Annotated in this window: 25 protein-coding genes; 18 read left to right on the top strand and 7 right to left on the bottom strand. The window is 65.8% G+C overall.

Going from position 1 to position 24,908, the window contains the following annotated elements:
• Nucleotides 1-116: 116 nt before the first annotated feature.
• Both cydB and ABDW49_RS14475 read right to left on the bottom strand, forming a co-directional pair.
• Nucleotides 117-1,133 (bottom strand): cytochrome d ubiquinol oxidase subunit II, encoded by a 1,017-nt coding sequence (gene cydB, locus ABDW49_RS14480; RefSeq protein ID WP_343612722.1) that lies wholly within the window; start codon nt 1,131-1,133, stop codon nt 117-119.
• Nucleotides 1,130-2,512 (bottom strand): cytochrome ubiquinol oxidase subunit I, encoded by a 1,383-nt coding sequence (locus tag ABDW49_RS14475; RefSeq protein ID WP_343612721.1) that lies wholly within the window; start codon nt 2,510-2,512, stop codon nt 1,130-1,132. The genes cydB and ABDW49_RS14475 overlap by 4 nt, the downstream gene beginning before the upstream one ends.
• A 258-nt stretch (nt 2,513-2,770) precedes the next feature.
• On the opposite strand from ABDW49_RS14475, the gene ABDW49_RS14470 reads away from it, so the two are divergent.
• The 4 genes from ABDW49_RS14470 to ABDW49_RS14455 all read left to right on the top strand — a co-directional run bounded on the left by ABDW49_RS14470 (nt 2,771) and on the right by ABDW49_RS14455 (nt 4,956).
• A complete protein-coding gene (locus ABDW49_RS14470; RefSeq protein WP_343612720.1) occupies nt 2,771-3,076 on the top strand; it encodes a hypothetical protein in 306 nt (101 codons plus the stop codon).
• Between the two features lie 30 nt (nt 3,077-3,106).
• Nucleotides 3,107-3,571: a DUF4126 domain-containing protein gene (locus ABDW49_RS14465; protein ID WP_343612719.1), complete on the top strand. Its 465-nt coding sequence runs from the start codon at nt 3,107-3,109 to the stop codon at nt 3,569-3,571.
• Between the two features lie 122 nt (nt 3,572-3,693).
• A complete protein-coding gene (locus ABDW49_RS14460) occupies nt 3,694-4,449 on the top strand; it encodes an SDR family oxidoreductase (RefSeq protein ID WP_343612718.1) in 756 nt (251 codons plus the stop codon).
• Between the two features lie 51 nt (nt 4,450-4,500).
• Nucleotides 4,501-4,956, top strand: coding sequence for a carboxymuconolactone decarboxylase family protein (locus ABDW49_RS14455; RefSeq protein ID WP_343612717.1), 456 nt, complete (start codon nt 4,501-4,503; stop codon nt 4,954-4,956).
• Nucleotides 4,957-5,021: 65 nt separating this feature from the next.
• Here ABDW49_RS14455 and ABDW49_RS14450 read toward each other — a convergent pair whose 3' ends face one another.
• Nucleotides 5,022-5,210 carry a hypothetical protein gene (locus ABDW49_RS14450; RefSeq protein WP_343612716.1) on the bottom strand — a complete coding sequence of 63 codons (189 nt, stop codon included), beginning with the start codon at nt 5,208-5,210 and terminating at the stop codon, nt 5,022-5,024.
• Between the two features lie 137 nt (nt 5,211-5,347).
• On the opposite strand from ABDW49_RS14450, the gene ABDW49_RS14445 reads away from it, so the two are divergent.
• The 3 genes from ABDW49_RS14445 to ABDW49_RS14435 are packed head-to-tail and all read left to right on the top strand — an operon-like array spanning nt 5,348 to nt 8,202.
• The gene (locus ABDW49_RS14445) at nt 5,348-6,229 is read left to right on the top strand and encodes an AraC family transcriptional regulator (protein ID WP_343612715.1); all 882 of its coding nucleotides are present in this window, start codon (nt 5,348-5,350) and stop codon (nt 6,227-6,229) included.
• On the top strand, nt 6,219-7,160 hold the full coding sequence (locus ABDW49_RS14440; RefSeq protein WP_343612714.1) for an AraC family transcriptional regulator: 942 nt from the start codon (nt 6,219-6,221) through the stop codon (nt 7,158-7,160). The genes ABDW49_RS14445 and ABDW49_RS14440 overlap by 11 nt, the downstream gene beginning before the upstream one ends.
• A gap of 1 nt (nt 7,161) precedes the next feature.
• A complete protein-coding gene (locus ABDW49_RS14435; protein WP_343612713.1) occupies nt 7,162-8,202 on the top strand; it encodes an aldo/keto reductase in 1,041 nt (346 codons plus the stop codon).
• Nucleotides 8,203-8,204: 2 nt separating this feature from the next.
• Here the strand turns inward: ABDW49_RS14435 and ABDW49_RS14430 are convergent, their stop codons facing one another.
• A complete protein-coding gene (locus ABDW49_RS14430; protein WP_343612712.1) occupies nt 8,205-10,553 on the bottom strand; it encodes a TonB-dependent receptor in 2,349 nt (782 codons plus the stop codon).
• 272 nt (nt 10,554-10,825) lie between these two features.
• Between ABDW49_RS14430 and ABDW49_RS14425 the strand changes: the two genes are divergently transcribed.
• A complete protein-coding gene (locus ABDW49_RS14425) occupies nt 10,826-11,545 on the top strand; it encodes an SDR family oxidoreductase (RefSeq protein WP_343612711.1) in 720 nt (239 codons plus the stop codon).
• A 190-nt stretch (nt 11,546-11,735) separates the two neighbouring features.
• Nucleotides 11,736-12,641, top strand: a complete 906-nt coding sequence (locus tag ABDW49_RS14420) for an AraC family transcriptional regulator (RefSeq protein ID WP_343612710.1) — start codon at nt 11,736-11,738, stop codon at nt 12,639-12,641.
• 20 nt (nt 12,642-12,661) lie between these two features.
• Here the strand turns inward: ABDW49_RS14420 and ABDW49_RS14415 are convergent, their stop codons facing one another.
• Nucleotides 12,662-13,102 carry a VOC family protein gene (locus ABDW49_RS14415; protein WP_343612709.1) on the bottom strand — a complete coding sequence of 147 codons (441 nt, stop codon included), beginning with the start codon at nt 13,100-13,102 and terminating at the stop codon, nt 12,662-12,664.
• Between the two features lie 226 nt (nt 13,103-13,328).
• On the opposite strand from ABDW49_RS14415, the gene ABDW49_RS14410 reads away from it, so the two are divergent.
• Nucleotides 13,329-14,537 (top strand): FAD-dependent oxidoreductase, encoded by a 1,209-nt coding sequence (locus ABDW49_RS14410; protein ID WP_343612708.1) that lies wholly within the window; start codon nt 13,329-13,331, stop codon nt 14,535-14,537.
• 10 nt (nt 14,538-14,547) lie between these two features.
• Here ABDW49_RS14410 and ABDW49_RS14405 read toward each other — a convergent pair whose 3' ends face one another.
• A complete protein-coding gene (locus tag ABDW49_RS14405; RefSeq protein ID WP_343612707.1) occupies nt 14,548-14,976 on the bottom strand; it encodes an Rrf2 family transcriptional regulator in 429 nt (142 codons plus the stop codon).
• 87 nt (nt 14,977-15,063) lie between these two features.
• On the opposite strand from ABDW49_RS14405, the gene ABDW49_RS14400 reads away from it, so the two are divergent.
• Together ABDW49_RS14400 and hmpA are read left to right on the top strand one after the other, a co-directional pair.
• Nucleotides 15,064-15,468 (top strand): group III truncated hemoglobin, encoded by a 405-nt coding sequence (locus tag ABDW49_RS14400; RefSeq protein ID WP_343612706.1) that lies wholly within the window; start codon nt 15,064-15,066, stop codon nt 15,466-15,468.
• A gap of 89 nt (nt 15,469-15,557) precedes the next feature.
• A complete protein-coding gene (gene hmpA, locus ABDW49_RS14395; protein WP_343612705.1) occupies nt 15,558-16,724 on the top strand; it encodes an NO-inducible flavohemoprotein in 1,167 nt (388 codons plus the stop codon).
• Nucleotide 16,725: 1 nt separating this feature from the next.
• Here hmpA and ABDW49_RS14390 read toward each other — a convergent pair whose 3' ends face one another.
• Nucleotides 16,726-17,613 (bottom strand): LysR family transcriptional regulator, encoded by an 888-nt coding sequence (locus ABDW49_RS14390; RefSeq protein WP_343614301.1) that lies wholly within the window; start codon nt 17,611-17,613, stop codon nt 16,726-16,728.
• A gap of 175 nt (nt 17,614-17,788) precedes the next feature.
• Here ABDW49_RS14390 and ABDW49_RS14385 point away from each other — a divergent pair, with 175 nt between their 5' ends.
• The 6 genes from ABDW49_RS14385 to ABDW49_RS14360 all read left to right on the top strand — a co-directional run bounded on the left by ABDW49_RS14385 (nt 17,789) and on the right by ABDW49_RS14360 (nt 24,900).
• Nucleotides 17,789-18,772: a glutathione S-transferase family protein gene (locus ABDW49_RS14385; protein ID WP_343612704.1), complete on the top strand. Its 984-nt coding sequence runs from the start codon at nt 17,789-17,791 to the stop codon at nt 18,770-18,772.
• A gap of 85 nt (nt 18,773-18,857) precedes the next feature.
• Nucleotides 18,858-19,529, top strand: a complete 672-nt coding sequence (locus ABDW49_RS14380; RefSeq protein WP_343612703.1) for a glutathione S-transferase N-terminal domain-containing protein — start codon at nt 18,858-18,860, stop codon at nt 19,527-19,529.
• A 306-nt stretch (nt 19,530-19,835) separates the two neighbouring features.
• Entirely contained in the window at nt 19,836-20,627 is a 792-nt protein-coding gene (locus tag ABDW49_RS14375) for an SDR family NAD(P)-dependent oxidoreductase (RefSeq protein WP_343612702.1), read from the top strand.
• Between the two features lie 143 nt (nt 20,628-20,770).
• A complete protein-coding gene (locus tag ABDW49_RS14370; RefSeq protein ID WP_343612701.1) occupies nt 20,771-22,219 on the top strand; it encodes an efflux transporter outer membrane subunit in 1,449 nt (482 codons plus the stop codon).
• 3 nt (nt 22,220-22,222) lie between these two features.
• The gene (locus ABDW49_RS14365; protein ID WP_343612700.1) at nt 22,223-23,371 is read left to right on the top strand and encodes an efflux RND transporter periplasmic adaptor subunit; all 1,149 of its coding nucleotides are present in this window, start codon (nt 22,223-22,225) and stop codon (nt 23,369-23,371) included.
• Nucleotides 23,371-24,900 (top strand): DHA2 family efflux MFS transporter permease subunit, encoded by a 1,530-nt coding sequence (locus tag ABDW49_RS14360; RefSeq protein WP_343612699.1) that lies wholly within the window; start codon nt 23,371-23,373, stop codon nt 24,898-24,900. Before ABDW49_RS14365 ends, ABDW49_RS14360 begins: the two co-directional genes overlap by 1 nt.
• The last annotated feature ends 8 nt before the right edge of the window (nt 24,901-24,908 follow it).

Raw genomic sequence — 24,908 nt, 5'->3', positions numbered from 1 at the left:
GCTTTTTGACTTCGAATGCAAATAGGGGCTCCGGCGCGGATTGTCAAAGTTCGGATGGAGGATCGCTGCGTGGAGGAGGCATCGTTGATGCGCCGGGCGGCCGGATGCCGGTCCGCTCAATGATAACCGACATCCGGCTTCAGCTTGCCGCGAAACACCCAGTAAGACCAGCCGGTGTACATCAGGATCACGGGCAACAGCACCAGCGTACCGATCAGCAGGAACATCTGTGTTCCCACGGCCGAACTGGCCTGCCACAGCGTGTAGTGATGAGGGACGATCATCGGCCAGAGGCTGATCGCGACGCCAAGGTAGGAGAGCAGGAACAAGCCAAGCCCGGCAAAGAAGGGCAACACATCCGGCCCATGTCCCTTCAATGCCCGCCAACACAGGATCGCGATTCCGCCCGTTGCCAAGGGGATCGGTGCCAGCCACATCGCATGGGGCAGGGTGAACCAGCGCGCGGCGATCGCCGGGTCCATCGCCGGTGTCCACAGGCTGACCGCTGAAATGGCCAGCATGACCCCGATCAGGGCACGCCGCCCCATCATGCGCGCCCATGCCTGCAGATCGCCCTCGGTCTTGATGATCAGCCAGCCTGCGCCCAGCAGGCCATAGCCGCACATCAGGGCCAGTCCGGTCATCACCGAAAAGGGTGTGAGCCAGTCCCACGAGGAGCCCGCAAAGACCCGCCCCTCGACGTGGAAGCCCTGGATGAAGGCGCCCAGAACCGCCCCTTGCGCAAAGGCCGCCACCGCCGAACCCACGGCAAAGCCTCGGTTCCAGAAGTGATGCAGCCGGGGTTCCTCGAAGCGGAATTCGAAGGCCAGCCCCCGGAACACTAGCGCCAGCAGCATGATCAGGATCGGGAAATAGACCGCCGGGATGACGATCGCAAAGGCCAATGGAAACACCGCCAGCAAGGCCACGGCGCCAAGGATCAGCCATGTCTCATTGCCGTCCCAGACCGGGGCAATGGCGTTCATGATCATGGGGCGGTCCTTCTGTGGCGCCAAGCCGTAGAGCATGCCCACGCCCAGATCGAAACCGTCGAGCAGGACGTAAAGGAACACGCTCAGGGCGATGATCACCACCCAGACGGGGATCAGATCGACGATCAGGGCATTCATCATGCTTTCTCCGACAGGGCGTGGATCGGGGCGGCGGCCTGCATCGCGGCCACCGGGGCGCCGGGCGGGGTTTCAGTGGGGCCGCCGCGCACGATGCGCGCCATGACCAGCAATCCGGCGGGGAACATCATCAGATAAACCACCGCATAGGCCAGAAAGGACAGCAGCACGTCACTGCCCTTCAGCGAGGGCGAGACGGAATGCGCCGTGCGCAGCAACCCGTAGACAGTCCAGGGCTGGCGCCCGACCTCGGTGGTGGTCCAGCCGGCCAGCACGGCGATAAAGCCCGAAGGCGCGCTCCATATGCACAGGCGCAGGAACCAGTCGCTGTCATAGAGCCGCCCGCGCAGGCGCAGTGCCAAAGCGGTGGCAACCACCGCCAGCATCAGCAGGCCGATCCCGACCATCACACGGAAAGACCAGAACACCGGCCAGACCGGCGGGCGCTGATCGGCGGGAAAGGTTTTGAGCCCGCGCACCTCTCCATGCAGCGAATGGGTGAGGATCAGGCTGCCCAGCACCGGGATGTCGAGCGCATGATCGGTGCGCTCCGCCTGTTGGTCGGGCCAGCCCCACAGGGTGAGCGGAGCAGGCGCGGCGCTTTCCCATCGCCCTTCGATGGCGGCGAGCTTGGCGGGTTGATATTGCGCGGTGTTCAGGCCGTGCATATCGCCCAATGCGATCTGCAAGGGCACGAAGAGGGCCAGAAAACCCACCGCCATGCGCAGAATGCGCCGCCCGTCGGCTGCGAAGCGGGGGCGGCGCAGCAGCCATGCTCCCACGCCGAGCACGACAAATCCCGTGGTGACGTAAAAGGCCACCACATTATGCGCGAGGCGATAGGGGAAGGAGGGGTTGAACACGATGGCGCCCCAGTCGGTGGGGAAGAAGCGGCCATCGTGGAATGTGAACCCCGCAGGCGTCTGCATCCAACTGTTGACCGACAGGATCCAGAAGGACGACATCAGCGTGCCCAGTGCGACCATGCAGGCTGCCAGCAGATGCGCCCAGCGCGGCACCAGATGCCGTCCGAACAGCAGCACGCCCAGGAAGGTCGCCTCCAGAAAGAAGGCCATCAGATCCTCATAGGCCAGCATGGGCGAGAGGATGTTGGCCGTGGCATCGGAAAAGCGCGACCAGTTGGTGCCGAACTGGAAGGGCATGATGATCCCCGAGACCACGCCCATGCCGAAGGACACCGAAAAGATCTGCGTCCAGAAGCGCGAGATACGATACCAGGCCGCATCGCCCGTGGTGAAGAACAGCCCTTCCAGCACGGCGATGTAGGAGGCCAGCCCCACGGTGAAGGCGGGCAACAGAATGTGCCAGCCGATCACCCAGGCCCACTGGATGCGCGAGAGCAGGATCGGATCGAGGGTCATGCGCGGGTCAACCTTTCATGAGAGGGCAGGCCGCCAGAAGTGCCAGGACAGGCCGCTGCTCGCGCGATGTGTCGCGTTGGTGAAGATGTGCGCCAGGCAAGGGATGACCGATTGAACGCTGCGACCATGTTTGGTCTGTAACGCGCATCTTGCACCGCGCCGGCTGCGTTGATGGCACAAGCGTTCAAGCCGAGCCGGAACGTTCAAGAGCGCGCTGGAGGATCGGGGGAGGTTGACGCCCGAAAGGACGCCCAGGCCATGAAAACCACCGCCGCCGTATCGCGCCATCCCCGGCGGGATTTTTCGATTGAGGCCGTCGAGTTGCCTTTGGCCTTGTCATGTGACGGGAAGGGGATCGCCCACCATGTCGATGGCGCGCCGCACGGGGCGGATGGCGGGGAAAGATGCGGTACGGGCATCCCCTTGCGGTGCCCCGACTGGGCGGGAGGCATGATGGCCATGCTGGCAACACAGGATGCGTCAATTTTTCCAAAACAGCGCGCGGCGTTCAATCAGTTCGCGCGGAGGCACCCTATCATCGGCGAGCAGACCATGGGGCGGTAACGACCTCACGTTGATCCGGGAGAATGCTGTATGTCGCTCCTTCTCGCCTCTTTCCTGATCGGTCTTGTCGCGGGATTGCGCGCCATGACCGCGCCCGCCATCGTCAGTTGGGCGGCGGCCCGCGCAGGGATTGCCCCGGTCACGGGCTGGCCCGCCTTCATGGCCTATCGCTGGACCCCATGGGTGCTGCTCGCCGCCGCGCTGGGGGAGTGGGTGACCGACCAACTGCCCACCACACCCAGCCGCAAAGTGCCGGTGCAGTTTACGGCCCGCATCATCATGGGTGGGCTGTCGGGAGCGACGCTGGGCGCAACAGGCGGTTCCTGGCCGGCGGGTCTGGCTCTGGGAGCGGCCGGGGCGGTGCTGGGCACGCTTGGCGGCGCTTCATGTCGAGGAAGAATGGCCATGTCCTTTGGCAGTGATCGCCCCGCCGCATGTCTGGAGGATGCTGCCGCGGTCGGATTGGGGGTTCTGGCGATCTGGATGGCGGGTTGATCATTCATCTTTCCTGAATGGAAGATCAACATCTGCTCCATCGATCAACATTGATGAGGCGCCTACACCGCAATCAACGCCGACGCGATGGTGCGCCGACGCTCTTGCGAAGGATGATTGCCATGACCCGTTCTCTCCGCCTTGCCGACAAGACCGCCCTGATCACCGGGGGCACCAGCGGCATCGGCCTTGCCACCGCCCGCCGCTTCATCGAGGAAGGCGCCCGCGTCGCCATCACCGGCACCAGCGCCGACAAGCTGGCCGCCGCCAAGGCCGCGCTGGGCGATGTGCTGACCATTCAGGCCGATGCCGGCGACGCCGCCGCGCAAGCCGCCGTGGCCACCGCCCTGCGCGATGCCTTCGGCCATCTGGATGCGGTGTTCCTCAACGCCGGCGTGGCCGATTTCCGCCCGCTGGAAGGTTGGGACGAGGAGGGCATCGACCGCACCTTCGCCACCAATGTGAAGGGCCCGTTGCTGCTGGTGCAGGCGCTGCTGCCGATCCTGTCGAACCCGGCCTCCATCGTGCTCAACGGCTCGATCAACGCCCGGCTCGGCAAGCCCAATTCCATCGTCTATGCCGCATCGAAGGCCGCGCTGATCTCGATGGCGCGCACGCTGTCGGGCGAGCTGATCGGGCGCGGCATCCGCGTCAACACGATCAGCCCCGGTCCGGTCACCACGCCGATCTACAGCAAGCTGGGCCTGTCTGACGCGCAACTGGCGGGCATGAAGGACTATCTGATCGGCGCGATCCCCGCCGGGCGCTTTGGCGATCCGGTCGAGATTGCCGATGCGGTGGTCCATCTTGCTTCGGACGAGAGCCGCTACACCGTCGGCGCTGAGCTGATCATCGATGGCGGCATGAGCAACATCTGACATCCACGGGGGCGGTCCATGCACCGCCCCGTTTCACCAAGGAGAAGAGCTGTGACCAAGAGAATTGACCACAATGCGGCGACCCCTCAGGGCATGCAGGCGCTGGGCAGTGTTTATGGCTACATCATGACCAGCGGATTGCCCAAGGGGCTGGTCGATCTGGTCTATCTGCGCGTCAGTCAGATCAATGGCTGCGCCTTCTGCATCGACATGCACAGCCGGGACCTGCTCAAGGACGGCGTTTCGGTGGAAAAGCTGGTGCTGGTGCCCGCATGGCGCGAGGCAGGGGCGCTCTTCGATGCGCGCGAACAGGCGGCGCTGGCCTGGGCCGAGACCGTGACCCAGGTGGCCCAGACCCATGTGCCCGACGCGGCCTATGAGGCTGCGGCAGCCGTGTTCGCCGCAAGGGAGCTGGCCGATCTGACCATCGCCATCGGCCTGATGAACACCTACAACCGCATGGCGATCAGCTTCCGAGCCGTGCCGCAAGCTGCCAGCGCCGTTTGATACCGGGATGGCGGCAGGGCGAAAAGGGCAGGACAAGTTCTTGCTTTTTCTACCACTGCCGCCGTCTATTCATGCATCATCGATTGCATGGGCTGCTCTGCCATTGCCAATTGGAAGCTATCGCCTGGCTTTTCGCGCGCAGCGGCAGGCTCTTGGGCGCATGCGCAATTGGGCATGGTACATTTCGCTCTTTTGGCGAATCCTGCTGCAAACGCATCCCGGCTGTTACGGATGTTTGCCACGACTTCGCTCATGATCTACTTTCCGGCTTGTCGGTGACCCGCCACATTCGGCAGAGTATCGCTGCAACCCGTGGGTGATGCAGAAGGGGGGACACGTGGGAACGCGCAGCGAAGGGGCATATGGGCAGCGCCTCCTTGAGGCCATGCGAATGGAGGAGGCGCCCGCGCTCATCACGCGGGTCCTGCGCAAGGCCGACATTGCCGTCACCGAATGCCGTTCGGACAAACCCGAGAATGGAATTTCCGGAAGCATCCCGGTGGAGGACGCCTATCTGATGGGCCTGCAACTGCGTGACTATCCCGAGCACGATTATTGGGAGGGATCGCGCCAACATCCGCGCCGCGACGTCAAGGCGGGCGAAATCCTGCTCTACGATCTGAAGCGCGATCCGCGTTTCTTCATCAACAAGCCTTTCCATTCCATCCACTTCTACCTCCCGCGCAAGGCGCTGGACGCCATCGCCGACGAGGCGCAGGCTCCGCGCATCTCCGAGCTGCGTTATGAGCCCGGCGTGGGGATGGTCGATGAGGTGGTGCGCAATCTGGGCACCTCGCTGCTGGCCGCTTTCGACCGGCCCGAGCAGGTCAGTCGCCTGTTCATGGACCATGTGACCTTCGCCATCGCCACCCATGTCACCCAGACTTACGGTGGACTGTGGTCCACCCCGCAACGGATCAAGGGCGGGCTGGCCGCATGGCAGGAGCGCCGGGCCTGCGCGATGCTTGAGGCGAACCTCGACGGCGAGGTGGCGATCCGCGAAGTGGCGGCCGAATGCGGCCTGTCGATCAGCCATTTCTCGCGGGCCTTTCGGGAGAGCACCGGCATGGCTCCGCATCAATGGCTGCTTCACCGCCGGGTCGAGAGCGCCAAGCTTCTGATGCATGATCGCCGCCTTCCGCTTTCCGAGATCGCCCTTTCCTCAGGTTTTGCCGACCAGAGCCATTTTACCAGGGTCTTCTCTCGTCTGGTCGGGGTCAGCCCCGGCCAGTGGCGCCGCTCCCGCGAAATCGAGACAGCCAATGAGCCATAGGCGAACGATCCCGACACAGGCCGGAACGGAGCCGGAAGGCGCCTATGGCGCCCGGCTGGCCGAGAGTTTTGGCATGAATGAGGTTCCCGCGCTGGTCACGCGGCGCCTGTCGCATCAGGCGATCGGCGTCACGCTCATCCGCTGCGACCGGAGCAACAATGGGCTGACCGCGCCTCTGCCTTGCGAGGACGCCTTTCTGGCGACGCTGCAATTGCGCGAATGTCCGGCCCATGACTTGTGGCTGGACGGGGTGCCTCAGGCGACCGGCGCGCTGCATGCGGGGGCGACCTGCATTTACGATCTGCGCAGCATGCCGGTGGTCAACAGCGTCAGCCCCTTTCGCAACATGCATTTCTATCTGCCGCGCCAGACGCTGAACCGGCTGGCCGAGCAGGACGGGATGCCTCCCGTCGAGGCGCTGGAGGCCGACCCCGGACATGGGGTGGAGGACAGCATCATCGCCGCGCTGGGCTCCTCGCTGGAACCGGCCTTCAACCGTCCGCATGAGGTGACGCAGCTCTTCATCGATCATGTGATCCTTGGCCTGGCTTCCCATCTGGTGCGGGTCTACGGGACCACGCGCTCCAGCTTTCGCGCGGAAGACACCGGCAGCCTGTCCACCGCGCAGGAGCGTGCCGTCAAGGATATGCTGCGGGTCAATCTGGCCGGGCATGTGGGGATGGAGGAGCTGGCGAAGGCCTGCGGCATGGGGCTGACGGCTTTCCGGCGCGCCTTTGCCCGCTCCACGGGCATGATGCCGCATCAATGGCTGCTGGGCCAACGGGTCGAGCAGGCGACCGCGATGATCGCGGACACCGGGCGGGATCTCGGCGAGATCGCGGTTGAAAGCGGCTTTGCCGATCTGAACCATATGGAGCGCGTGTTCCGGCAGATGCGGGGTGCATCGCCGGCATCGCTGCGGGGGCACTGACATGCGTTACACATTGTTTGGCCGGGGCACGGGGCTGCGCGTGTCGGAGATCGCCATGGGCGGAGCGCTGCTGGGCGACGCCTGGGGATATGGCACGCCGGCGCAGGATGCATTGCGCTTGCTGCATGCCTATGAGGATGCCGATGGCAATTTCCTCGACACCGCCGATTCCTATCAGTTCGGCCAGTCTGAAACCATCATCGGCGAATTCCTGCCCGGACGGCGCGACAGGATGGTGCTGGCCAGCAAATACACGCTGGGGGCCGGGCCCGGTCACGCCGCGACCACCGGGAACAGCCGCCGCACGATGGTCCAGTCGGTGGAGGCGAGCCTGCGTCGCCTGAAAACCGACCGTATCGACCTCTATTGGGCCCATATGGCCGATGGGCAGACCTCGAGCGACGAGATCATGCGCGGGCTCGATGATCTGATCCGCGCGGGAAAGATCGTCTACGCGGGCCTGTCCGATTTCCCGGCGTGGCGTGTGGCGCGCGCGGCGACCTTGGCCGAATTGCGCGGTTGGGCGCCGGTGATCGGCCTGCAGGTGGAATACAGCCTGGTCGAGCGCAGTGCGGATCGCGAGTTGCTGCCGATGGCACGGGCCTTTGGTATGGGGATCACGGCCTGGTCGCCCCTCGGCGGGGGTCTGCTGACGGGCAAGTATCGGCGGGGTGAGGACGGGCGCGCCACCACCTTCGGCCATGTCGTTCATCGTGAGGACGATCCGCGAAAGGCGGCGGTGGTCGATGCCGTTTTGGGCGTGGCGGGTGAAACCGGGGCGACGCCGGATGCGGTGGCGCTGGCATGGCTGCGCGCGCGCGGGATTGTGCCGATCATCGGCCCGCGCACCGTGGAGCAATTGCGCGCCAATCTGGCCGCCGCCGATCTGGCGCTGTCGCCGGATCATCTGGCGCGGCTTGATGCGGCGGGCGCGATTCCGGGTGGTTTCCCGCATGACTTTCTGGCCGCCGAGATGCAGCGGCAAGGCATGGCGGGCGGCATGGCCGATCTGATCGACGACCCTGCCATCCTCGTCGCCTGAGGTCAGCGCCAGCTTCTTGTCACGGTGATCCCATATTCCGCCGGGCGCCCGGCATAGCGAATGATCGTGTCATAGGCGCGCCCGGCGTTGGTCAGATAGAAACGGTTGCCCACATTCTTGCCCCATAGCGTCACGCGCCAGCCTTGCGCGGTTTCCACACCGGCATGCAGATCCAGCACCGCATGGCCGGGCAGGGTGGTGTCGGCGCGATCCTGCGCGGTGCCCACCAGCGAGGCATAGCTGCCGGTCTGGGCCGCAAGGCTGCCGCCCACAAAGCCGCTCAGGCGTCTGGTGAGCCGCGTGCTGTAGTCAACGGCGGCGCGCGCCTGCCAATGGGGGGCAAAGGGCAGGTCCGCCCCGGCAAAGGGGGCTCGCACCGCATAGAGCAGGCCGTTGACCATCGTGTCGCCGATGATGCCGTCATATTGCTCTATCCGCGTGTCCAGCCAGGTGGCTGACAGGTCGATCCGCAATCCTTTGGCGGGACGGATCGTGGCCTGCGCTTCTGCTCCCAAAATGCGTGAGCGGGGCACGTTCACCAGTTGATCGATGATGCCGAAGATGGGGTTCACTGTCTTGGCGCGGACCTGCTTGTTGCGATAATCATCATAGAAGGCGGAGGCCTCCAGCGTTGCCAGTGTGCCCAGCCTGCCCTTCACGCCCGCCTCATAGGCGAGCAGCGATTCCTGCGTGACGGGCTGGTACTGGTCGAAAACAGGCGCTGAAATCGTGGGATAACTGCCGTTTTTCCAGCCCTTGGCGATGTTGGCATAGGCCAGCCAGTCGCGGGACAGATGCAGGTCGATCCCCCCGCGCCAGGACAGATTGCTTTCGGGAAGCCTGCCGCGATAGAGCCCGGCAGAACAGGTCGCGGTGTTCACCGACACCGATCCGCCCGGCGGGATCAGGGTGAAGCTCTGTCCGGGGCAGAACAGCGGGGTCAGTGCGCTGCTCCACAGCGTGTTGATCAGGCCGGTCAAGCCCGGCGATCCGGCAAAGGGCTCCACATAGCCCGGCGTCTGATAGCTGCCGTTGACGGTGCGGCGCAGCGCCCATGTGTAGCGCGCCCCGCCATGCAGGGTCAGGCGCGGCAGCACGTCATACTCCAGGCTGGCAAACAGCGCTTCGTTGCTCATTGTCTGGTGGGAGTCATAGGTGTCGGCGGAAAAGCCCTGGATCGACCCGGTGGATGCCGCGGGGAAGACGAGATCGACCGCCTCATAGACCTGCGTCCGGTCCAGCCCCGCACCCGCGACCCAGCGCAGACGGTCATGCTCATCGATGGAGGAGAGGCGGAGTTCCTGAAAGAAGCTGCTGGCTTGCGCCCGATCGCTCACGATGTCGAGATCGGCAAGGGCGGTGCCGTCGCCTTCGGTGGCGTTGTGCATGCGGTAATGGACATAGGATGTGATCGCGGTGAGGCGCAGGTCCGTTCCGGCATCCCAGCTGGTGGTGAGCGCGGCCTGAGCCAGCCGGTTGTCGGCAAAGGGGCGGTTGCCGGCGTTCCAGTCGGCGGCGCGCGGGTTGGCGGGCGCGGGGGCAACATGCAGCAGGGCAAAGTCGGCCGTGATTGTCCCGGTGGGGCCCGAGGCGCCGATGGCGGCCTGCAGATCGGCCGGGGTGGTCATGCGCGCCAGTTGCGGCGCTTCCGGGTCCGACTGATCGACCCAGCCGTTGAGGTCGAGCGAGACCTTCAATCGGTCCGACGCCTGCCAGTCCAGCAGCAGTCTGCCCGCTGCTGTACGCGTCGCGCCCAGCGTGTCGGGGCGCGTGGTGCTGCGCTGCCAGTCGCCTGTGTCCACCGCCTTGATGGCCAGTCGCGCGGTCAGATTCTGCGTGAGCGGTCCCGTGACATGTCCGTCAAGCTCCGCCCGGCCAAAGCGGCCTGCCGTGGCGCTGACCTGCGCCCCGAACACGTTTTGCGGGCGCGCCGCGACAAGGTTGATGGCGCCGCCGGTGGCATTGTTGCCGAACAGCGTGCCCTGCGGTCCTTTGAGGACCTCCACGCGGTCCAGATCGAACATGGTCAGCTTGGTGAAGGCCGGCAGCGTCAAGGGCGTCTGGTCGAGATAGACCGCGACATCGGGATAGGCCGCCACCGATGTCTCATAGAACCCCACACCGCGCAGGATAAAAACCGGCGTGTCGTTGGGCGAGGGCGTGGCCTGCAGGCCGGGCACCTGGGCGACCAGATCGTTGATGCTTTCCACCCTTTGCCGGGCCAGATCGTCACCCGTCAGGATGGAGACGGCCAGCCCCACGTCCTGCAACCGCTGCTCGCGGCGTTGGGCGGTGACGATCAGCTCGGGAGGTTGGTCTTCCGCCTTCGCGGGCGAAGGGGTCGCGGACATTGCGCAAAGCAGGCCTGTGAAAATCCGTGATCTTCTTGAAATCCCGCGCATCATTGGCCCTCCTGCGCGGGTGGTGTGCGGGATTTGAGGGGCCGGGTTTTGTCTGATCCTGCTGTGTTTGGGATGGCGCGCTTAGAATGCGGCGAAAGTCCCCTGCCGCAGGGCACGAACATTCAAGACCTGGCGCAAGGGGGGAGGCAGGGCGAAGCCGCGTCTGCCGACCAAGTCATGGCTCCAGGCGCTTCCCATATTCCGTGAAGGAGTTACCCCCCATGACCTCCCGTACCTTTCTCGTCACTGGTGCCAGCAAGGGCATCGGCCGTGCCACCGCGCAGATGCTTGCGGACCGAGGGCATCACGTCGTCGGTATCGCGCGCGGCAAGGATCCTGCTTTCCCCGGCGATCTCGTCTCGATCGATATGAGCGATAGCGCCGCTACGCAGCAGGGGCTGGTTGAACTGGCCTCCCGCTATCCCTTCGATGGTGTGGTCAACAATCTGGGGCTGGTGCGGCTGCATACCGTGGGTGACATCGATCTTGCCGATGTCGACGACATTCTGCGTGTCAACATCCATCCCGTGATCCACACCGTTCAGGCTTTGCTGCCGGGCATGAAGCAGCGGGGCTGGGGGCGGGTGGTCAATCTTTCCAGCCTGACCGTGCTGGGCATCGCCGGGCGCACGGCCTATGCCGGGGCCAAGGCGGCGGTGAACAGCTTCACGCGCACATGGGGACTGGAACTTGCCGGGACCGGCATCACGGTGAATGCCGTCGCGCCCGGCCCGATCGAGACCGAACTGTTTCGTGAAAACACGCCCGCCGGCAGCGAGGCCGAGCAGCGGTTCCTCTCGCTGATCCCCATGCGCCGGCTGGGTGCGCCGCGCGAGATCGCCGCGGCGGTCAGCTTCCTGCTTTCCGACGATGCCGCCTACATCACCGGCCAGACGCTTTATGTCGATGGCGGCGGCTCGATCGGCAAGGCGCTGGGCTGAGCGGGACAGGCTTTGTCCCTTTGTGCTGCCTGCTTTCCGATCGTATTCGCCAAGGCGGATCGGGGGCGGCGCGGCCGGCGATGAAATTCGCCAAAATCGCCTTGAAACCGACAAGCAAGCCGGTCGGCCTTGCGCTCTGATGCGGGCAGGAGGTGCCGGATCGCTCCGGCGGGCCACGCAGGAGGCAAGGATGAGCAGGGGACTGGATGCCAGGGTCTTGGGGCGTCATTTCGGACTGGAATGCGCACCCAGCGTGGTGGCGGGGCGGCAGAGCCGCTCGGCCATCACGGTCACCCTGCTGGAAAGCGAGGCGACCGACCATGCTCCGACCGCGACCATGTCCTGCGAGGATGGCTTCCTTTTCGGCCTGCATTTGCGCCCTTGCGGCGATCGCGACCTGTGGATCGACGGCGAGCGGATCGAGACGCAGCCTGTGCAGGCGGGCTCTTTCGTCACGCACGATTTGCGCCGGTCCACCCGCTGGCATCTGCGAAGCGCCTTTTCGGCGCTGTGCATCCATCTTGGCCGCAATGCGCTCGATACGCTGACCGATGAGGCGGGGCAGGGGCGGGTGCGGGATTTCGTCTTTGAACCGGGGCGCGGGATCGCGGACAGGACGATGTATGAACTCGGCCTGTTGCTGGAGCCTGCCCTGCGGCAGCGGCAGCAGGCCAGCCGCCTGTTCTGCGAGAGCCTGATCCTGGCGCTGTGCGGCCAGCTCGTGCAGGCCCATGCCGACCGGGCGGGGGCTTCGCCGCTCTATCAGGGCGGGCTGGCATCCTGGCAGGAGCGACGCGCGAAAGAGATGCTGGATGCCAACATCACCGGCAACATTCAGGTGGCCGCGCTGGCGCAGGAATGCGGGCTGTCGGTCAGCCAGTTTTCGCGCTCGTTTCGCAAAACGACCGGTCTTGCCCCGCATCAATGGCTGACCCACCGCCGCGTGGAGTTGGCGCGCACGATGTTGCCAGACAACGCCTTGCCGCTCTCGCAGGTCAGCCTGATCTGCGGCTTTGCCGACCAGAGCCATTTCACCCGCGTTTTTTCCCGCCTTATGGGCACCAGCCCCGGAGCATGGCGGCGCGCCTGCGGGTGAGGCGCGCCGATCTTGTCGCCTCAGGCGATTTCGGGGCCGAAGACGTGAATGAGATTGCCCTCGGGATCGCGGATCATCGTCGAGTGGCGATGGTCCGTCAGCGGCGCGCGGGACCAGACGCATTCGACCGCATTGGCTGAAAGCCGCGTTTCCAGCGCGTCCAGATCGTCGGTTTCGAGCACCAGCGCCTTCCAGCCCAGCTCGTTGAGGTGCATCGGCGGCTGGGTCCGGGCCACCGGCTGATGCTGCCCTTGCGCGCGCGACACCAGTTCCAGCCGGAACCCTTCTCCTTCCAGAAAGGCGTAGTCGGCGCCCACGCCGTCGAAATGCCCCTGCCGAACAAGGCGCAGCCCCAGAACCCGGCGATACCACCACACCATCCCCCGCAGATCCCCCACCGCCAGCGCCATGTTGTTGAAGCGCAGTTCAGGCTCGCTGGCGGGATCATTGTGCATCATCATCGAAATTACCTCTGTCAAACCAGAGTGTTGCATTGTGTTGCACCTCATGACCGGCGTCTTGAACGCTTCGCTCGTTTCGCAGGCGGCTCGCGGCATTGTGCGAGAGGAACGTCCAACGCATGCGCCGCCCAGGCAAGAATCTGCCTCGCCGGCCCCTCTATGTCTGCGCTCACCCGGTCGGGGCCATGACATGCGCCGCGATCTCCTTCGAGCGAGGTAGCCTGAGATGACTCAACGTATTCTGGTGATCGGTGCCGGTTTCGCCGGCATGTGGAGTGCGCTTGGCGCGGCGCGACTGACGATCCTCACTGGCCATGAAGGCGACCTTGAGGTCGCCCTGATCGCGCCTCAACCCGATCTGCATGTGCGTCCGCGCCTGTATGAGGAAAATGCCGCCTCGATGCGGGCGCCCTTGCTCGATATCTTCACGGCGGTGGGGGTACGCTTTGTTCAGGGCCATGTTCAGACCATTGCCGAGGATGGCCAGTCGGTGACCTATGTCGATGCCGCCGGTCACGTCCATATGCTGGGCTGCGACCGGCTGATTCTGGCTGCGGGCAGCACGCTCAATCGCCCTGCCATTCCGGGGCTGGCCGAACATGCCTTCAGCGTCGATCAGATCGACGAGGCCGCCGTTCTGGAGGCGCATTTGCTGCGTCTGGACGCCTTGCCCGAGAGCCCGGCGCGCAACACGGTGGTGGTGGGCGGCGGCGGCTTTACCGGCATCGAGACGGCGGCCGAAATGCCCCATCGCCTGCGCGCCGTGTTGGGCCCGCAAGCCGATGTGCGCGTGGTCGTCGTTGAGCAAAGCGAGCAGATCGGGCCGGAGCTGGGCGCCGGCCCGCGCCCGGTCATCGAGGAGGCGCTGGCGGAGCTGGGGGTGGAGCTGCATCTGGGCGACGGCGTGGCCCTGATCGACGCAGAGGGCATCGTCACGCAGGCAGGCACGCGCATCCCCGCCCAAACGGTGGTGTGGACGGCGGGCGCCCGCGCGAACCCTCTCACGCGCCAGATCGCCGGGCAACGCGATGCTTTCGGACGGCTGCATGTGGACCGCAGCCTCAAGGTGATCGGCCAGACCCATATCTATGCCACCGGCGATGTGGCCCGCGCCGAAACCGACGATGAGGGCAATCTGGCCGCCATGGCCTGCCAGCATGCGATGAATCTGGGCCGTTCGGCGGGGCACAATGCCGCCGCCGATCTGCTGGGGCTGGACCCTATCCCCTATGAGCAGCCATTTTACGTGACCTGCCTTGATCTTGGTCCGTGGGGCGCGGTCTATACCGAAGGGTGGGATCGGCAGGTCAAGATGCGCGGCGAGGACGCCAAGGCCCTGAAGCGCAAGATCAACACCGAATGGATATATCCGCCGCGCGCCGACCGGGCCGAGGTGCTGGAGGCCGCCGATCCGCTGCGGATCGTGGTGGCCTGAGGAGGCGAGCTCAGGCGCGGGCCGAGAGTTGTTCCAGCAGCCTCGCCGCGCCCTTGTCTCCCATCACATCGGCCAGCGTATAGCGTTCCAGCACCGCGAAGAACGCATCGAGCGCGAGATCGAGCGGCCCCGGCAGGGTGCAGGCGCCCCGCAGGCGGCAATCGGCGCAGCCCACCAGATCGATTTCGCCCTCGGTATGGCGGATCAGGCGCCCGATGTTGATCTGTTCGGGCGGCGTGGCCAGGCGGATGCCTCCGCTCCGCCCGCGCTGCGACAGGACATAGCCGTGGCCCGCCAGGTCGCTCACCACCTTCATCAGGTGATTTTGCGAGATATCATAGGCTTTTGCGATCTCGCCGATCGAGCAAAGCCGATCTTCATGGGCGGCCAGATACAGCATCACGCGCACGGCATAATCGGAAAAGCGGGTGAGGCGCATGGCTGGTTCCTTTAAGATGCATTTTTATTGCATGATATGTCGCGTGTCGATATATAGCATTTTAGATGCATGATTTGGAGTCGCAATATGAAGACGCCCGATCCCCCTCCCACCGCGGCGCTCGACCATGAGGCGCTCAGCGGGCTGGTGCAGGCTTTCTATGCCCGTCTGCGCCGCGACGATGTGCTGGGCCCCGTGTTCGACCGCGCGATCGCGCCCGAGGACTGGCCACCCCATCTGGCCCGCATGGCCGACTTCTGGTCCTCGGTGATGCTGGGCAGCGGTCGCTATCATGGCCAGCCCATGGCGGCCCATCTGCGCCACCGCGACGCCATCGCGCCCGAGATGTTCGACCTCTGGCTGGGCCATTGGCAGGACACCGCCAAAGCCCTGCTCTCGCCAGCCGATGCTGACGCGGTGACGGCCAAGGCGCGCCGCATCGCCAAAAGCCTGGGTCTGGCACTCTTCTTCCGACTGCCTTCCGCCGTCTGAACTCCTCCCCGCTCTGAACTCCTCCCAATGTCTGGCGCTTTCCGTCTGGCTTTCAGGCGCGCGCCCTCATGCCTGAAAGGATTTGCCTCATGCTGACACCCGAACAGACCGCCATCGTCAAAGCGACCGTCCCCCTGCTGGAAACCGGGGGAGAGGCGCTGACCACCCATTTCTACACCATCATGCTCGCCGAATATGAGGAGGTCCGCCCCCTCTTCAATCAGGCGCATCAGTCGCGGGGTACGCAGCCGCGCGCTCTGGCGAATGCGGTGCTGTTGTATGCCCGCCATATCGATGAGCTGGGCGCACTGGGCACGCTGGCCGGGCAGATCATCCAGAAGCATGTCGCCCTGCAAATCCTGCCCGAGCATTATCCCATCGTGGGCACCTGCCTGCTGCGCGCCATCCGCGAGGTGCTGGGCGCGCAGATCGCCACGGATGACGTGATCGATGCCTGGGGCGCGGCCTATTGGCAATTGGCCAACCTGCTGATGGGCGCCGAGGCGGTGGAGTATGACAAGCTGGAACAGGCGCCCGGCGGCTGGCGCGGCGCGCGGCCCTTCCGCATCGCGCGCAAGGTGGTGGAGAGCGCCGAGATCATCTCCTTCACGCTGGCCCCTGTCGATGGCGGCGCTGTGATCGCGCATCGCCCCGGCCAGTATCTGGGCCTGCGGCTGACGGTGGACGGCAAGGAGGTGCGCCGCAACTATTCGCTGTCTCAGGCCAGCAACGGCCGCACCCTGCGCATCAGCGTCAAACGCGAGCCGGGCGGTGTGGTCTCGAACCATCTGCACAGCCTGCCGGAGGGCGCGGTGATCGACGTTTTCCCGCCTGCCGGCGCCTTCGTGCTGGAGCCGGGCACCGTGCCGCTGGTGCTGATCAGCGGCGGCGTGGGCATCACCCCCACGCTGGCCATGGCCGAAGCCGCGCTGGTGGAAGGCGGGCGCGAGGTGATCTTCATCCACTATGCCCGCAATGCCGATGTTCATGCCTTTGGCGCGGACATCGATGACTGGGCGCGCGAGCACCCGCATTTCACCGCCCATATCGTCTATGAGGAAGGCGCCGCGCAAGGAGCGCCCTCGGGCCGCCCGACGCAGGACCATCTCCACGCCTGGGTGCCGGTGGAGGCCGATGCCTATGTGCTGGGCCCCAAGCCCTTCATGGGCTTTGTCGATCGCACCCTGTCGGCGATGGGCCTGCCCGATGAGCGCCGCCACCACGAGTTCTTCGGCCCCGCCGAAGCGCTCGCCTGACCTACCATTCCGTGTGCCGAAACGCCTCCGCCAGAAAATCGACCATGGTCCGCACCTTGGCCGACAGATGGCGGCGGCTGGCATAGAGCGCCAGCACATCGATATCGGGCAGGCGCCAGCCCGGCAGCAGCGGCACCAGATCGCCCCGCGCCACATCCTCGCCGATCAGGAACATCGGCTGCCAGGTGATCGCTTCTCCCGCCAGCGCCAGCGCGCGGGCGGTGTCGCCGCTGTTGGTGCGCACATGGGGTTGCAGGCGCACGCGATGGGGCGTGCCCTCGCCGTCGAGCAAGGTCCAGACATCCGGCTCGGGCGCATGCGTGTAGACGAGGCAGCGGTGGCCCGGCAGATCCTCCGGGCTCACCGGTATGCCAAAGCGCTCCAGATAACGCGGCGCGGCGCAGAGCATGTTGCGCGACGTGGCCAGCTTGCGCGCGACATGCGCCTGACTGCCCCCGCGTGAGATGCGGATGCCCAGATCATAGCCATCCTCGACCAGATCGACCACGCGGTCGGTCAGATCGATGTCCAGCTCCACATCGGGATAAAGCGCCAGAAAGCGCGGCCAGAGCGGCGCCAGATGCCGGATGCCAAAGGCCAGCGGTGCGTTGATCCGCAGCCGGCCGCGCGGGTTGCGGCTGTCGGCGGTGGCGGCGGCCTCGGCCTCGGCGACATCCTCGATCACGGCGCGGGCGCGCTCATAAAGGGCCTCGCCCGCCTCGGTCAGCGACAGGCGGCGCGACGTGCGGTTGAGCAAGCGCACGCCCAGATGCGTCTCCAGCTCGGCGACATAGCGGGTGATGTTGGCGGGCGACGTGTCCAGAGCATCGGCGGCGCGGGCGAAGCCGCCTCTGGCGACCACGGTGGTGAAGACCTCAAAGGCGCGCAGACGATCGATGGCAAAGGTCCTTTCGGCTGGCCGATGGTACTCTCAAGCGCTGCGCAAGATCTAGCCGATCATTCAGCATTTGGGAATGCATCATCGCATTTGCCCGCATTGATGGCGCAGGGCTGAAGGTCCACATCGGCGTCAACGGGCACAGAGCCCATAAGGAGTGACGACGATGGGTTTGCTGGTCGATGGCCAATGGCGCGATGCCTGGTATGACACTGCTTCCACCGGTGGGCGCTTTGTCCGCAAGGATGCCGCCTTCCGCAACTGGGTGACCGCCGATGGCGCGCCGGGGCCGACGGGCGAGGGCGGCTTCAAGGCCGAGGCGGGACGTTACCACCTCTATGTCAGCCTTGCCTGTCCATGGGCGCATCGCACGCTGATCCTGCGGGCGCTCAAGGGGCTGGAGGGGATGATCGATGTCTCGGTGGTCAACTGGCTGATGCTCGAAAACGGCTGGACCTTCGATCCGGCGCCCGGCGTCGTGGCCGATCCGATCCATCACGCGCGCTTCATGCATGAAGTCTACACGGCGGCCGACCCGGCCTACACCGGACGCGTCACGGTGCCGGTGCTGTGGGACAAGCGGACGGGGCGCATCGTCAACAACGAGTCCTCCGAGATCATCCGCATGTTCAACTCGGCCTTCGATGGCATCGGTGCCTTGCCGGGCGATTATTACCCGCAAGACCTGCGCGGAGAGATCGATGTCATCAATGCCCGCGTCTATGACACGGTCAACAACGGCGTTTACAAGGCCGGGTTTGCCACAAGCCAGCAGGCTTATGAGGAAGCCGTCGGGCCCTTGTTCGAAACGCTCGATTGGCTTGAGGAGATTCTGGGCCGGCAACGCTATCTGGTCGGCGCGCGGCTGACAGAGGCCGATATCCGCCTGTTCACCACGCTGATCCGCTTCGACGCCGTCTATGTCGGCCATTTCAAGTGCAACATCCGCCGTATCGCGGATTACCCGGCGCTGTCGGCCTTTGTGCGCGACCTCTATCAGCGCCCGGCCATCGGCAGGACCGTCGATTTCGACCATATCAAGCGGCATTATTATCAGAGCCACCGCACGCTCAACCCGACGGGCGTTGTGCCGGTGGGGCCGCTGCTTGACCTCGACAGCCCCCATGGCCGTGACGACCTGACCATCTGATCACCACCCCATTGAACGACCGACCGACGTCAGGGCTTCCGCTTTGGCGAACCCTCCCTCTCAATCTGAAGAAAGGACTGTAACCATGCTTAAATTCTACTTCCATCCCTCGCCCAATCCGATGAAATCGGCGCTGCTGCTCGAAGAACTGGGGCTGCCCTATGAACTGATCGCGGTGGACACCTTCAAGGGCGAGCAGCACAGCGAGGCTTTTCGCGCCATCAACCCCAATGCCAAGGTGCCCGCGCTGGTCGATGGCGATGCCACCGTCTTCGACAGCCAGGCGATCCTGCTCTATCTCGCCGAAAAGACCGGGCGCTTCCTGCCCAGCGATCCGGCGGCGCGGGCGCAGGCGCTTTCGTGGCTGATGTTTGTCGGCACGGGGCTCTCGCCCTTTTCGGGTCAGGCGGTGCATTTCCTCCACCACGCCCCCGAAGCCATTCCCTATGCCCGCAACCGCTATCTCAAGGAAGTCGAGCGCCACTACCGCGTGCTCGATGAGCGGCTGGCCGGCCATCGCTATCTGGCGGGCGACGAGTACAGCATCGCCGACATCGCCCTGTGGGGCTGGGCCAACATTGCGGGCTATATTCTGGGTGAGGACCCCCTGGCGGCCTATCCGCATGTGAAGCGCCTGCATGAGGAGATCAGCGCTCGCCCCGCCGCGGAGCGTGCCCGCGCGCTGAAGGAGACGCTGACCTTGAAGGCTGACTTCGACGAGGAAACCCGCCGCGCGCTCTTCCCGCAGAACCTCTGAAAAGAAGCACCCGCCCGGCTGGGGGTGGAACGAATAGCCGGGCGGATGCAGCCGGAGCGGGATGGGCTCCAAACGCTGCGGGACGGGGGGAGCGCAGCGTCGTGCAAGACAGTGTCCGTCATATCGCCAGGGATCCGGTTCTCTCTGCCGGGTTTGGAGCGGGCGTCATGGGCTTTCTCTTGCGGCATCACCTATGTCCGATCCCGACCCGTCAGGATTGAACCTACACCGCACGCCTTGATGCTTTCTGCTGTGAAGGGCGCATCCGGCGCGCGGTCATGACCCATTCAAGCGAAGGATAAGCAGATGAAGATCGATCTTTCCGGTAAGACGGCGATTGTCACCGGGTCCACCGAAGGCATTGGCTTTGCCATTGCCAAAGGCCTCGCGCAGGCTGGTTCCGGCGTGGTGCTCAATGGACGCAGCGCCGACAAGTTGGACATCGCACGCAAGAGATTGGCGGCAGAGGTGCCGGGCGCGCAGATCAGCGCGGTGGTTGCCGATCTGGGCACCGCAGAGGGCGCGGCGGCGCTGATCGCGGCGGTGCCGACCTGCGACATCCTCATCAACAATGCCGGCATCTTCCAGCCCATCGACTTTTTCGAGGCCGATGACGCGGTGTGGGACCGGCACTGGGCGGTCAATGTCATGTCGGGCGTGCGCCTCTCGCGCGCCTATCTGCCGGGCATGGCGGCCAGGGGCTGGGGCAGGGTGGTGTTTCTGGGTTCGGAATCCGCCTTCAACATCCCTGTCGAGATGATCCACTACGGGGTCAGCAAGACCGCCGATGTCGCCGTGGCGCGCGGTCTGGCCAAGCGGATGGCGGGCACGGGCGTCACGGTCAATTCCGTGCTGCCGGGGCCAACACTGTCCGAAGGTGTGGCGGGCATGCTCAGGGAACAGCAGGCCGCGACCGGACAGGCGCTGGAAGCGGTGGCGGCTGATTTCGTGAAGGCGCATCGCGGCAGCTCGATCATCGGGCGCGCGGCCAGCGTGGATGAGGTCGCCGCCATGGTGGTCTATATCGCCTCGCCGCTGGCCTCGGCCACCACGGGCGCATCGCTGCGTGTCGATGGCGGCGTGATCGACACGCTGTGAGCTTTTGAACGATCGGCGCATCGCCTGCCTTCGCTTGACAGCGTTATGCTGCAAGCCGTGCTGGCGATCTCCGCTCATTGTGCGGGGCGGCGAGGGGATGCGGCAGGCATCCTCCCGCCGCCCTTTGCGATGGGATGCCGATCATGGACAAGGCTTGCAGGATCAGCGGCGGTTTGGCGGTCACGGCGCTTGTCTGGGGGCTGGCGGGCTGCGTTGCGGTGCCCCGTGACCGGCCTTTGCTGCACCCTTTGGCGGCTGAGGCGCTCTTGCCGCCGGACGCGCCAGCGCTGGCGATCAACCAGCAATGGTGGCAGGCGCTGGGCGATCCCCAGCTCGACCGGATCATGAACGATGCCCTGGCGGGCAATCCGGGGCTGGATCTGGCCGCGGCGAGGCTGCGTCAGGCGCAGCAGGTCATCGGCATCGCCCATGCCGGGCTGGAGCCCCGGATCGGTATCGACGCGCAGGAAACCGGCGAGCGGCTGAGCGGCAAATACATCATTCCACCGCCCTATGCGGGCACGGCGCGCTGGGTGGGGACGGTGCAGGCAGGCCTGTCCTGGTCGCTTGACGTGGCGGGGCGGCAAAAGGCGCTGGTCGATGCCGCAAGGGCGCAGGCGAATGGCGCGGGTTTTGACCTTGCCGCCGCGCGTATCGTGCTGTCGGGCGCGGTGGCGCAGGCCTATCTGAACCTGCGGCGCGCGGGCCTGCAGGCGTCCATCGCGGACCGGTTTGTGGCCTCGCGCGAGGATCAGGCGCGCCTTGCGCGCAGCCGTCGCCGCAATGCGCTTGGCAGCGATTTCGACCTGCGCGCCGCCGAAACCCTGCTGGCCGAGGCGCGGCAGGCACGGGTCCGCGCCGATGGCGAGCGGGCGATGATGGTCCATGCCCTGGCCGCGCTGGCCGGGCAAGGGGCTGGTGCCTATGCGGATATTCTCACCCCGGTGGTCGCGGTGGAAAACGCCACCCCCGTGCCCGACCATCTGCCCGCCGATCTGCTCGCCCGCCGCCCCGATGTGCTGGCCGCGCAGGCCCGCATGGCCTCGGCGGAGGCGGGCCTGCGGGTCGAGCGCGCGGGTTTCTATCCCGACATCGATCTCAAGGCTTTTGCCGGTGTCTCGGCGATCGGCCTGTCCTCGCTGTTTACGGGCGGCGCCACAACCATGGGGGCGGGCCCCGCACTGCACCTGCCGATCTTCGAGGGGGGGCGGTTGCGCGCCAGTTACCGTGCGGCGGTGGCCGGGCAGGATGTGGCCATCGCCCAGTACAATGCGGCGGTGCTGGGCGCCGTGCGCGAGGCCGCCGATGCGCTGAGCGCCATCGAGACCAACCAGCGCGCCACCGCCCAGCAGCAGGTGATCGAACAGGGTCTGGCCGATACGGTCCGGCTGGACGAGGCCCGCGTGCGCGCGGGCCTGAGCGCGCGGCTCGACATTCTCGACGCGCAGGACCGCGAGCTGGTTGCCGCGCAAAGGCTGGCTGATCTTCGTGTCGATGGCGCGCTGGCGCGGATTCAACTGATCGTCGCACTGGGCGGCGGATTTCCCTCACCATCCGGCGATGCGGCCCCCCCGCTCGCCTTGCGGAGATAGGCCATGGACGTGGAACAGCAGGCGCCATCGGTTGCGCGCAAGCGCGGCTTTCTGGCCATAGCGGCGGTGGTGCTGGCCGGCGGGGCCGCCTATGCCGGTTATGACTATCTCTTCACGGGCGCTTCGGAATGGACCGACGATGCCTATGTGGCGGGCGATGTGGTGGCGATCACCCCGCGCGAAGCCGGCACCGTCATCGCCATTCATGCCGACAACACCGAGGCCGTGAAGCGCGGCGCACCGCTGGTCGAGCTGGACCCGGCGACGGCCGATGTCGCTGTGGCCGGCGCGGCGGCGCATCTGGCACAAAGTGTGCGCTCGGTGCGATCGGGCTTTGCGCAGGCCGACGCCGCCGATGCCGAAATCACCCATGCCCGCGCTGAACTGGCCAAGGCACGCGACGATCTCGCCCGCCGCAAGTCTGCGGTGCGCGACGGAGCGGTCTCGGGCGAGGAGGCGGCCCATGCCGCCGACAATCTCCGCATCGCTCAGGCCGCGCTGGAGCTGGCGGTCAGCCGCCATACGCAGGCTCTGGCCTCGGTGGCGGGGACGACGGTGAGCAACAATCCCGATGTGCAGGCCGCGCAGGCCGCGCTGCGCCATGCCGTTATCACGCGCAGCCATATGCAACTGATCGCGCCGGTGGACGGCATCATTGCCCAGCGCGGCGTGCAACTGGGCCAGCAGGTGGCACCCGGCGCTCTGCTGATGGCCGTGGTGCCGCTCGACCGGGTGTGGATCGATGCCAATTATCGTGAAACCCAGCTCGCCGATATCCGCGCCGGCCAGCCCGCCACCGTGGAAACCGATGTCTATGGCGACAAGGTAACCTATCACGGCCATGTGTTGGGGCTGGGGGCGGGCAGCGGCAATGCCTTTGCGCTGTTGCCGCCGCAAAATGCCAGCGGCAACTGGATCAAGATCGTCCAGCGTCTGCCCGTGCGCATCGGGCTCGATCCGGCCGAGTTGCGGCGCCATCCCTTGCAGATCGGCCTGTCGGTGAAGGTGACCGTCGACACGCATGATCATGCCGGGCCGCCTGTGGCGCGCATGGCGGCCACCATCCCCGGCAGTCAGCAGAGCGAGGACGGCGCGGTGCAGGCCGACCGCCTGATCGCCCGCATTCTGGCCGACAACCGGGGGAACCGGTGATGGACACCGCGCCGCTGACGGGGCCCCGGCTGGGGATCGCCGCGTTGGCGCTGGCGCTGGGCACCTTCATGCAGGTGCTCGACACGACCATCGCGAATGTCTCGCTGACCACCATCGCCGGCAATCTGGGGGTGAGCGCCGACAACTCCACATGGGTCATCACCGCCTTTGCCGTGGCCAACGGCGTGACCGTGCCGCTGACGGGCTGGTTTATGGGGCGGTTTGGTGTCGTGCGGACCTTTGTGGTGTCGGTGCTGCTGTTCACCGCGGCCTCGCTGCTGTGCGGTGTGGCGTGGAGCCTGCCCTCGCTGATCCTGTTCCGTCTGCTGCAGGGGGCTGTGTCCGGCCCCATGATCCCCGGCAGCCAGGCGCTGCTGATCTCGATCTTTCCCGAAAGCAAGCGCGCCACGGCGCTTGGCATCTGGTCGATGACGACGCTGGTGGGGCCCGTGGCGGGGCCGATCCTTGGCGGCTATATCAGCGACAATTACCACTGGGGCTGGATTTTCCTGATCAACGTGCCGGTGGGGCTGGTCGCGGGGCTGGTCAGCTGGGCCTTGTTGCGGCGGCGCGAGACGGCCACCCATCGCCTGCCCATCGATGTGGTGGGCCTGCTGCTGCTGGCCTTCTGGGTGGGCACGCTGCAGATGGTGCTGGATCTGGGCAAGAATGCCGACTGGTTCAACTCCAGCTTCATTCTGGTGACTGCGCTGCTCTCGGCGCTGGGTTTCGTCTGCTGGCTGATGTGGGAGCTGACCGAGGCCCGCCCGGCGGTGGATCTGCGCCTGTTGGGAGATCGCAATTTCGCGCTGGGCACGGCGGCCTTCTGCCTGGGCTATGCGCTGTTCTTCGGCAACACGCTGCTGCTGCCTTTGTGGCTTCAGATGCAACTGGGTTATACCGCGACCTGGGCGGGGCTGGTGTCCGCGCCCAGCGGGCTTGTCGCTGTGCTGTGTACGCCCTTGATCGCGCCGCTGTCGGCGCGGGTGGATGCGCGCTGGCTGGGCACTCTGGCCTTTGCCGCCTTTGCGCTCAGCTATTTCATGCGGGCGGGCTACACCACCTATGCCGATTACTGGCACTTCACCCTGCCCTTGCTGGTGCAGGGCGTGGCGATGAGCACCTTCTTCCTCGCCATGCTGACGATCTCGCTGGGCGGCATCCCGCCCGAGCGGACTCCCTCGGCCACCGGTATTTCGAACTTTGCGCGCATCACCGGGGGCAGCTTTGCCGCCTCCATCGTCACGACCATCTGGGACCGGCGCGAGGCCCTCCATCAGACGCGCCTTGCCGAAGCCAGCTCGCCATTTCAGGGCCCATTTCCTGGAGCGGTCACCCATCTGGCCGGGCAAGGCCTGAGCGAGCATCAGGCGCAGGGGGCGATCGCGCGCCAGCTGGTCGGGCAGGCCTATCTGCTCTCTGCCACAGACATTTTCTGGGCCTGCGGATGGATCTCGCTGGGGCTGATCGCCTTCGTCTGGCTTGCCCGCCGCCCGCCTGCGCCCACCGGACCTATTGCCGCCGACTGAAAGGACGA

The organism is Novosphingobium sp., assembly GCF_039595395.1.
Taxonomy (GTDB): Bacteria; Pseudomonadota; Alphaproteobacteria; order Sphingomonadales; family Sphingomonadaceae; genus Novosphingobium.
The sequence above is the reverse complement of the archived record's forward strand: the minus strand, read 5'-3'. Positions and strand labels throughout refer to the sequence as shown.